Source organism: Streptomyces sp. NPDC097981 (genome assembly GCF_040302565.1).
GTDB lineage: Bacteria > Actinomycetota > Actinomycetes > Streptomycetales > Streptomycetaceae > Streptomyces.
On record NZ_JBEORW010000102.1, the window covers coordinates 1 to 9,288 of the forward strand.

2 protein-coding genes are annotated in these 9,288 nt (G+C 74.2%); both read left to right on the plus strand.

Features of this window, described 5'->3' with window-relative positions; all coding sequences use genetic code 11:
* Positions 1-2,255 (plus strand): SDR family NAD(P)-dependent oxidoreductase (locus tag ABTY04_RS39335; RefSeq protein WP_352218238.1); only part of this gene is annotated, 2,255 nt, incomplete at its 5' end.
* A gap of 254 nt (positions 2,256-2,509) precedes the next feature.
* A partial coding sequence (locus ABTY04_RS39340) for a type I polyketide synthase (protein WP_352218239.1) occupies positions 2,510-9,288 on the plus strand: 6,779 nt, incomplete at its 3' end.

The following is a 9,288-nucleotide window of genomic DNA, read 5'->3' on the forward strand; positions in this document are numbered from 1 at the left end:
GGTTCTGGCCCGAGGCCGCGCCGGTCGAAGCCGTCGAGGTGACGGGCGAGAGCGTGATCGACGCCCGGTTCTGGGACGCCGTCGAGCGCGAGGACGTCACGGCCCTGGCGGAGGCCCTGGCCTTCGACACCCCCGACGCCGTCCGTTCGCTCGGCACCGTCCTGCCCGGCCTGTCCTCGTGGCGGCGTCAGAGCCGTGAGCAGTCCACCGTCGACGGCTGGCGCTACCGGATCACCTGGAAGCCCCAGGCCGACGCCGCCGCCAAGCCCTGGCTCTCGGGGGTCTGGCTCGTGGTCGTTCCCGAGGCCGGGGCAGGTGACACGGCCGACGCGGTTGCCCGTGCGCTCACCACCTGCGGCGCGGAGGTCCGTACCGTCCCCGTGGCCGCCGACGCCGCCGACCGGGACGCGCTGGCCGGCGCGCTGAAGGCCGCCACGGACGGGGCGCCCGCCCCCGCCGGGGTACTGTCCCTCCTCGCCCTCGGCGGCGACGGTGCCTTCGCCGCCGGGCTCGCGCTGTCCCAGGCCCTCGGCGACGCCGAGGTGGCCGCGCCCCTGTGGTGCGTCACCCGGGGCGCGGTCGTCGCCGGGCGGACCGACCGGATCGCGGACCCGGACCAGGCGCTCGTCTGGGGTCTCGGACGCGTCGCCTCCATGGAGCAGGGCGGCCGCTGGGGCGGCCTGCTCGACTTGCCCGGCACGGACCACACCCCGGACGACCGGACACTCGGACGACTTGTCGGTGTACTGGCCGGCGACGCCGCCGAGGATCAGGTGGCGCTGCGGTCCTCGGGGGTCTTCGTGCGGCGTCTGGTACGGGCCCGGCTGGCCGACACCGCGCCGGTCCGCGAGTGGCGTCCGGCCGGGACGACGCTGGTCACCGGTGGTACGGGCGTCCTCGGTGCGCACGTGGCCCGCTGGCTGGCGGAGAACGGCGCCGAGCACCTGATCCTGACCAGCCGCCGCGGGGCCGACGCGCCCGGCGCGGCGGAGCTCCGTGAGGAACTGACCGCGCTCGGTGCCCAGGTCACCCTCGCCGCCTGCGACGTCAGCGACCGCGAAGCCCTCGCCGCCCTCCTCGCCTCCGTCCCCGCCGACCGCCCGCTCACCTCGGTGATCCACGCCGCGGCGGTCGTCGACGACGCGGTCATCGAGACGCTCACGCCCGAGCAGGTGGCCGCCGTCCTGCGGGTCAAGGTCGACGCGACGCGACACCTGCACGAGCTGACCCGCGACCTCGACCTGTCCGCGTTCGTCCTCTTCTCCTCCTTCGCCGCCACCTTCGGCGCCCCCGGCCAGGGAAACCAGGCACCCGGCAACGCGTTCCTCGACGCCTTCGCCGAGTACCGGCGCGCCGCCGGACTGCCCGCCACCTCCCTCGCCTGGGGCCCCTGGGGCAGCGTGGACGGCGATGACAGCGCGGCGGGCGAGCGGATGCGCCGCCACGGCATCGTCGCGATGGCGCCCGAGCGGACACTGGCATCGCTGCGCCACGCCCTGGACCGCGACGAGACCACGCTGACCCTCGTCGACATGGACTGGAAGCGCTTCACGCTCGCCTTCACCGCCGACCGGCCGCGGCCGCTGCTCCTGGAACTCCCCGAGGCCCGCCGGGTCATCGAGAGCGCCGAGCGGGAGTCCGCCGAGGACCTGGCCGGGGGAGTGCCGCTGGGCACGCGGCTCGCCGGGCTGCCCGACGTCGAGCAGGAGCGCCTGCTGCTCGACCTGGTCCGCACGGCCGTCGCCGCCGTCCTCGGGCACGCCGACCTGACGGCCGTCGAGGCCGGCCGGGCCTTCAAGGAACTCGGCTTCGACTCGCTCACCTCCGTCGAGCTGCGCAACCGCCTCGGTGCGGTGAGCGGGCTGAAGCTGCCCGCCAGCCTGGTCTTCGACCACCCCACCCCCGCAGCCGTCGCCGCTTACCTGCGCGCCGGGATCGTGCCCGACGCGGTGGCGGGAGGAGCCCCGCTGCTGGAGGGGCTCGACAAGCTGGAGGCCGTACTCGAACGCGGCACCGCCGACAACGTCGTACGGGCCCGGGTGACGATGCGGCTGCAGTCGCTGCTGGCGAAGTGGAACGAAAGTGACGACCCGGCCGGGATCCACACCGCCGCCGCGGACGGCGTCGCCACCGGTGCCGGTCCCGACGGCACGGCCGGTGCGCCGACCGCCGCCGTCGACGAGGCCGAGCAGCTCCAGGACGCCAGCGACGAGGAGCTTTTCGCCTTCATCAACAAGGGCCTCGGGCGTTATTGACGGCTTGCCGATTATTGGTGAAGATGGCCAGCCCCCTGATTAATTGACCGGGGTTTGACTGCCCCCTGCACACCCCCTCCACCCAGGGGCGTGTAGGGGGCAGTTAGGGGTTGTAGGGGAGATTGAACCGGAAATAGCCTGCCACCGAGCAGTCGCTTCCCTCGACATGGTGAATCGGCTGCATCTCCGATGACGTTCTCGGCTCTGCACTAAGTTTTCTGATGCCGTCTGCTGCAAATGGGTGGTTGCGTTAAATGGCGAATGAAGAGACGCTGCGGGACTACCTGAAGCTGGCGACAGCGGATCTGCAGCAGACGCGTCAGCGGCTGCGCGAGATCGAGGCCCGGAACCAGGACCCCATCGCAATCGTGGGCATGGGCTGCCGCTATCCCGGAGGGGCGACCTCGCCCGAGGAGCTGTGGCAGCTGGTCGTCGACGGGGTCGACGCCATCACCGGCTTCCCCGTCGAGCGCGGCTGGGACATGGAGACCGTCTACCACCCGGACCCCGACCACCCGGGCACCAGCTACGCCAACCAGGGCGGCTTCGTCCAGGACTTCGCCCAGTTCGACCCGTCGCTCTTCGGGATCTCCCCGCGCGAGGCGCTCGCCATGGACCCGCAGCAGCGGCTCCTGCTGGAAACCTCGTGGGAGGCCTTCGAGCGCGCGGGCATCGACCCGACTTCGATGCGCGGCAAGCAGGTCGGCGTGTTCGTCGGCACCAGCAACCACGACTACCTGACGGCGCTGCTGAGTTCCTCCGAGAACGTCGAGGGCTACCTGGGTACCGGAAACGCGGCGAGCGTCGCCTCGGGCCGGCTCTCGTACACCTTCGGACTCGAAGGTCCGGCCGTCACGGTCGACACCGCCTGCTCGTCCTCGCTCGTCGCCCTGCACCTCGCGGTGCAGGCGCTGCGGGGCGGCGAGTGCTCGCTCGCACTCGCCGGCGGCGCCACCCTGATGTCGGCGCCCGGCACCTTCATCGACTACAGCAAGCAGCGTGGCCTGGCCACCGACGGCCGCTGCAAGGCGTTCTCGCCGGACGCCGACGGCTTCAGCCTCGCCGAAGGCGTCGGCGTCATTCTCGTGGAGCGCCTCTCCGACGCCCGCCGCAAGGGCCACCACGTCCTCGCCGTCATCCGCGGCACGGCGGTGAACCAGGACGGCGCCAGCAACGGCCTGACCGCGCCCAACGGCCCCTCGCAGCAGCGCGTCATCCTCCAGGCGCTGTCCAACGCCCGGCTCACGCCCGCCGACGTGGACGCCGTCGAGGCGCACGGCACCGGAACCGGCCTCGGCGACCCCATCGAGGCGCAGGCCATCATCGCCACCTACGGCCAGGACCGCCCCGAGGGCCGGCCGCTGTGGCTGGGCTCCCTCAAGACCAACATCGGCCACGCGCAGGCCGCCGCCGGCGTCGCCGGAGTCATCAAGAGCGTCATGGCGATGCGCAGCGGCGTACTGCCCCGCACCCTGCACGTGAGCGAGCCGACCCCGCACGTCGACTGGTCGGCGGGCGAGGTGTCGCTGCTCACCGAGGCGCGCCCGTGGCCCCGGCACGGCGGACCGCGCCGGATCGGCGTCTCGTCGTTCGGCATGAGCGGCACCAACGCGCACGTCATCCTGGAGGGCGCCGAAGCCGCCGCCGACGACCAGCCGGCCGACGGCGGCCTCCCCGGCGCCGAGCCCGCCACCCCGGCGGCCGTACTGCCAGTCGTCCTGTCCGGCAAGACCGAGCCCGCGCTGCGGGCGCAGGCGGCCGCACTGCACGCCCACCTCAGCGCCCGGCCCGGCCTCCGCGTCGAGGACGTCGCCTGCGCCCAGGCGCTCACCCGGGCCGCCCTGGACCGCCGCGCGGCGGTCGTCGCCCAAGGCCGTGACGAACTGCTGGCCGGTCTCGCCGCGCTCGCGGAGGGCCGTCAGTCGGCCGACGTGATCGAGGGGACCGCCACCGAGGGCAAGCTGGCGTTCCTGTTCACGGGGCAGGGCAGCCAGAGGCTGGGGATGGGGCGTGAGCTGTACGACGCGTTCCCGGTGTTCGCGGCCGCGCTGGACGCGGTGTGTGAGCGGATGGACCTGGAACTGCCGCTGAAGGAGGTCCTGTTCGGGGCGGACGCGGCTGTTCTGGACCGTACGGAGTACGCGCAGCCGGCGTTGTTCGCGGTCGAGGTGGCGTTGTTCCGGCTCGTGGAGAGCTGGGGTGTGAAGCCGGACTTCCTCTCCGGTCATTCGATCGGTGAGATCGCGGCCGCGCACGTCGCCGGGGTCTTCTCCCTGGAGGACGCGTGTGCTCTGGTGGCGGCGCGTGGCCGGCTGATGCAGGCGCTGCCGACGGGCGGCGTGATGATCGCGGTCCAGGCCTCCGAGGACGAGGTCCTGCCGCTGCTGACCGAGCGGGTCAGCATCGCGGCGGTCAACGGGCCGCAGTCGGTGGTCGTCGCCGGTGACGAGGATGCCGCCACGGCGATCGCCGAGGCGTTCCCGGACCGGAAGCACAAGCGGCTCACTGTGAGCCACGCGTTCCACTCGCCGCACATGGACGGCATGCTGGACGCCTTCCGCCAGGTGGTGGAGGGGCTGACGTTCAACGCGCCCCGCATCCCGGTCGTCTCCAACCTGACCGGCGCCCTCGTCACCGAGGGCGAGATGGGCTCTGCCGACTTCTGGGTGCGCCACGTCCGCGAGGCCGTCCGCTTCCTCGACGGCATCCGCTGGCTGGAGAGCCGCGGCGTCACCGCGTACGTCGAGATCGGCCCCGGCGGCGTGCTGTCCGCCCTCGGCCAGGACTGCCAGACCGCGACCGGCCCGCGCGCCGCCGCCTTCCTGCCCGCGCTGCGCACCGGCCGCCCCGAAGCCCGGTCCCTGACCGCCGCCGTCGCCGGCGCCCACGTGCGGGGGCTCTCCCCGGACTGGGCCACCCGTTTCGCCGGGACCGGCGCGCGCCGCGCCGAACTGCCCACGTACGCATTCCAGCGCGAGCTCTACTGGCCCCGCGACCCCTTCACCGACCTGAGCGAGCCCGCCGACGGCCGCGCACTCGGCCTCACCGACGCCAAGTTCTGGGAGGTCGTCGACAGTGAGGACCTGGCCGCCCTCGCCGACACCCTCGGTGTCGACGGCGACGAGCCGCTGAGCGGCGTGCTGCCCGCGCTCTCCGCGTGGCACCGCCGCCGCCGCGACCGCGACACCGTGGGCGGCTGGCGCTACCGCGTCACCTGGAAGCCGCTCACCGACACGGCGTCCGCCCCCCTGGCCGGGCACTGGCTCCTCGTGGTGCCCGCCGGTCACACCGACACCCCCTGGACCGTCGCCGCCGCCGAGACCCTGACCGCGCGCGGCGTCACCGTCACCAGCCTGACCGTCGACGCGACGGCCGACGACCGGGCCGGCCTCGCCCACCGGTTCGCCGAGGCCGTCGGCGCCGACGCGCCCGCCGGGGTGCTGTCGTTGCTCGCCTTCGACGAGCGCCCGCACCCCGAGGACGCGTCGCTGCCCGCCGGGCTCGCCGCCACCCTCGCCCTCGTCCAGGCACTGGGCGACGCGGACGTGGACGCCCCCCTGTGGGCCGCCACCCGCGGCGCGGTGTCCACGGGCCGTTCCGACCGGCTCACCGGCCTCGCCCAGGCACCGATCTGGGGCCTCGGCCGCACCGCCTCCCTCGAACTGCCCGGCCGCTGGGGCGGCCTCGTCGACCTGCCCGCCACCCCAGACGAGCGCGCCGCGACCCGGCTCGCCGACGTCCTGGGCGGCCTCGGCACCGAGGACCACCTCGCCGTACGCTCCACCGGCGTGTTCGTCCGCCGGCTGACCCGGGCCCCCCGGGAACAGGCCCCCGCCACCGAGTGGTCCACCTCCGGAACCGCCCTCGTCACCGGCGGCACCGGCGCCCTCGGCCGGCACGTGGCCCGCTGGCTCGCCCGCAACGGCGCCGAGCACCTGCTGCTGGTGAGCCGCAGCGGCCCCGAGGCCGACGGCGCGCCGGAACTCGCCGCCGAACTCCGCGCCCTGGGCGTCCAGGTCACCCTCACCGCCTGCGACGTCGCCGACCGCGACGCCGTGACCGAGCTCCTCGCCGCCGTCCCGGCCACGTTCCCGCTGACCACCGTCGTCCACGCCGCCGGCGTCCTCGACGACGGCGTCCTCGACGCGCAGACCCCCGGGCGCCTGGCCGGTGTCCTGCGTCCCAAGGCCCACGCCGCGCAGGTCCTGCACGAGCTGACCCGCGACCTCGACCTCAGCGCGTTCGTCCTGTTCTCCTCCCTCGCCGCCGCCTTCGGCGCCGCCGGACAGGCCAACTACGCCGCCGCGAACGCCTCCCTCGACGCGCTCGCCGAGCAGCGCCGCGCCGACGGCCTGCCTGCCACCGTGATCTCCTGGGGCGCCTGGGCCGAGGCGGGCATGGCTACCGACGACCTCGTCGCCGAGCGCCTGCGCCTCGCCGGCCTCCCCGGCCTTGACCCCGAACTCGCCCTGTCGGCCATGCACATGGCGCTCACCCTCGACGAGACCGCCGCGGTCGTCGCCGACATCAACTGGGAACGCCTGGCACCCGGCCTCACCGCCGTGCGCCCCTGCCCGCTGATCGCCGACCTCCCCGAGGCCGCGTACGCCCTCACCGCCGCCGACGCGCCCGACCAGGGGGCCGAGAGCGCCGACACGTTCGCCCGGCGGCTCGCCCGGGCGGCGGCTGCCGAACGCGACGCGCTCGCCGTGGAGTTCGTCCGTACCCAGGTGGCAGCCGTACTCGGCTACCCGGGCCCCGGATCCGTCGACCCGGCCATCGCCTTCCGCGACCTCGGCTTCGACTCCCTGACCGCGGTGGAGATCCGCAACCTCCTCGCCTCCCGGACCGGGCTGCGCCTGCCCGCGACCCTGATCTTCGACTACCCCAACTCCCTGTCCCTGGCCGCGTTCCTCCAGGGCGAACTCCTCGGCGCACAGCCCGCCGCCGGCCAGGACCCCGCCACGGGTACCGGCGCGGACGCGGGCACCCGCGGTGCCACCGATGACGACCCCATCGCGATCGTCGCCATGAGCTGCCGCTTCCCCGGTGGGATCAGCACCCCCGAAGAGCTGTGGCAGCTGCTCGCGACCGGGCGCGACGCGATCGCCGGATTCCCGACGGACCGCGGCTGGGACCTCGACGGGCTCTACGACCCGGAGTCCGTCACCGAGAACACCACCTACGTCCGCGAGGGCGGCTTCCTCGCCGACGCCACCCGCTTCGACCCCGCGTTCTTCGGGATCTCGCCGCGCGAGGCGCTCGCCATGGACCCGCAGCAGCGGCTCCTGCTGGAAGCCTCCTGGGAGGCGTTCGAGCGGGCCGGCATCGACCCCGCCACCGTGCGGGGCGAGCGGATCGGCGTCTTCACCGGCACCAACGGGCAGGACTACCTCGACGTCATCCTCGCCGCCCCCGACGGCAGCGAGGGATTCCTCGGCACCGGCAACGCGGCGAGCGTCGTCTCCGGCCGCGTCAGCTACGTCCTCGGCCTGGAAGGCCCGGCCGTCACCGTCGACACGGCGTGCTCGTCGTCGCTGGTCGCCCTGCACTGGGCGATCCAGGCCCTGCGCCAGGGCGAATGCACCATGGCGCTCGCGGGCGGCGTGACCGTCATGTCCACGCCCGCCTCCTTCATCGACTTCAGCCGTCAGCGCGGCCTGGCCACCGACGGCCGGATCAAGGCGTTCGCGGCGGCCGCCGACGGCACGGGCTGGGGCGAGGGCCTCGGCATGCTGCTCGTCGAGCGGCTCTCCGACGCCCGGCGCAACGGGCACCCGGTGCTCGCCGTGGTCCGGGGCTCGGCCGTCAACCAGGACGGTGCGAGCAACGGCCTGACCGCCCCCAACGGCCCGTCCCAGCAGCGGGTCATCCGCCAGGCCCTGGCGAGCGCCGGACTCTCGGCCGCCGAGGTCGACGCGGTCGAGGCGCACGGCACGGGCACGCGTCTCGGTGACCCCATCGAGGCGCAGGCGCTGCTCGCCACCTACGGGCAGGACCGCCCGGCCGAACAGCCGCTGCTGCTCGGCTCCGTCAAGTCCAACATCGGACACACGCAGGCCGCCGCCGGCGTCGCCGGTGTGATGAAGATGGTCCTCGCCATGCAGCACGGCGTGCTGCCCCCGACCCTCCACGTGGACGAGCCCACCCCGCACGTCGACTGGACGGCGGGTGACGTCGCCCTGCTGACCGAGGCGACGCGGTGGCCCGAGACCGGGCGCCCCCGCCGTGCGGGCATCTCCTCGTTCGGCATCAGCGGCACCAACGCCCACACGATCATCGAGCAGGCCCCGGAGGCCCCGGAGGTGCCGACCGCCGCGCCGGCGCCTCTTCCGGCCGAGGCCGCCCCGCTGCCCCTGGTCCTCTCCGGCAAGAGCCAGGACGCCCTGCGCGACCAGGCCCGCCGCCTGCACGCCCACGCCGCGCACCACCCCGACCTGCGCCCCGCCGACCTCGGACTCTCCCTGGCCCTCGGCCGGTCCGCGTTCGAGCAGCGCGCCGCCGTGGTGGCCGCGGACCGCACCGCTCTGCTCGCGGGCCTGGAATCGCTGGCCGAGGGGAACCCGGCCCCCGGGCTCGTGACGGGCTCGCCCACCGCAGGCAAGCTCGCGTTCCTGTTCACGGGGCAGGGCAGCCAGCGGCTCGGGATGGGCTGTGAGCTGTACGAGACCCACCCGGTGTTCGCGGACGCCCTGGACGAGGTGTGCGCCCGGGTCGACCTCGAACTCCCGTTGAAGGACGTGCTGTTCGGCTCCGCCGCCGCACTGCTGGACGAGACGCGGTTCACCCAGCCGGCGTTGTTCGCGGTCGAGGTGGCGTTGTTCCGGCTGCTGGAATCGTGGGGTGTGCGCCCGGACTTCCTGTCCGGGCACTCCATCGGCGAGATCGCCGCCGCGCACGTCGCCGGGGTCTTCTCCCTGGACGACGCCTGCGCACTCGTCGCGGCGCGTGGCCGGCTGATGCAGGAACTGCCCGCCGGCGGTGCCATGATCGCCGTCGAGGCGTCGGAGGACGAGGTCCTGCCGCTGCTGAC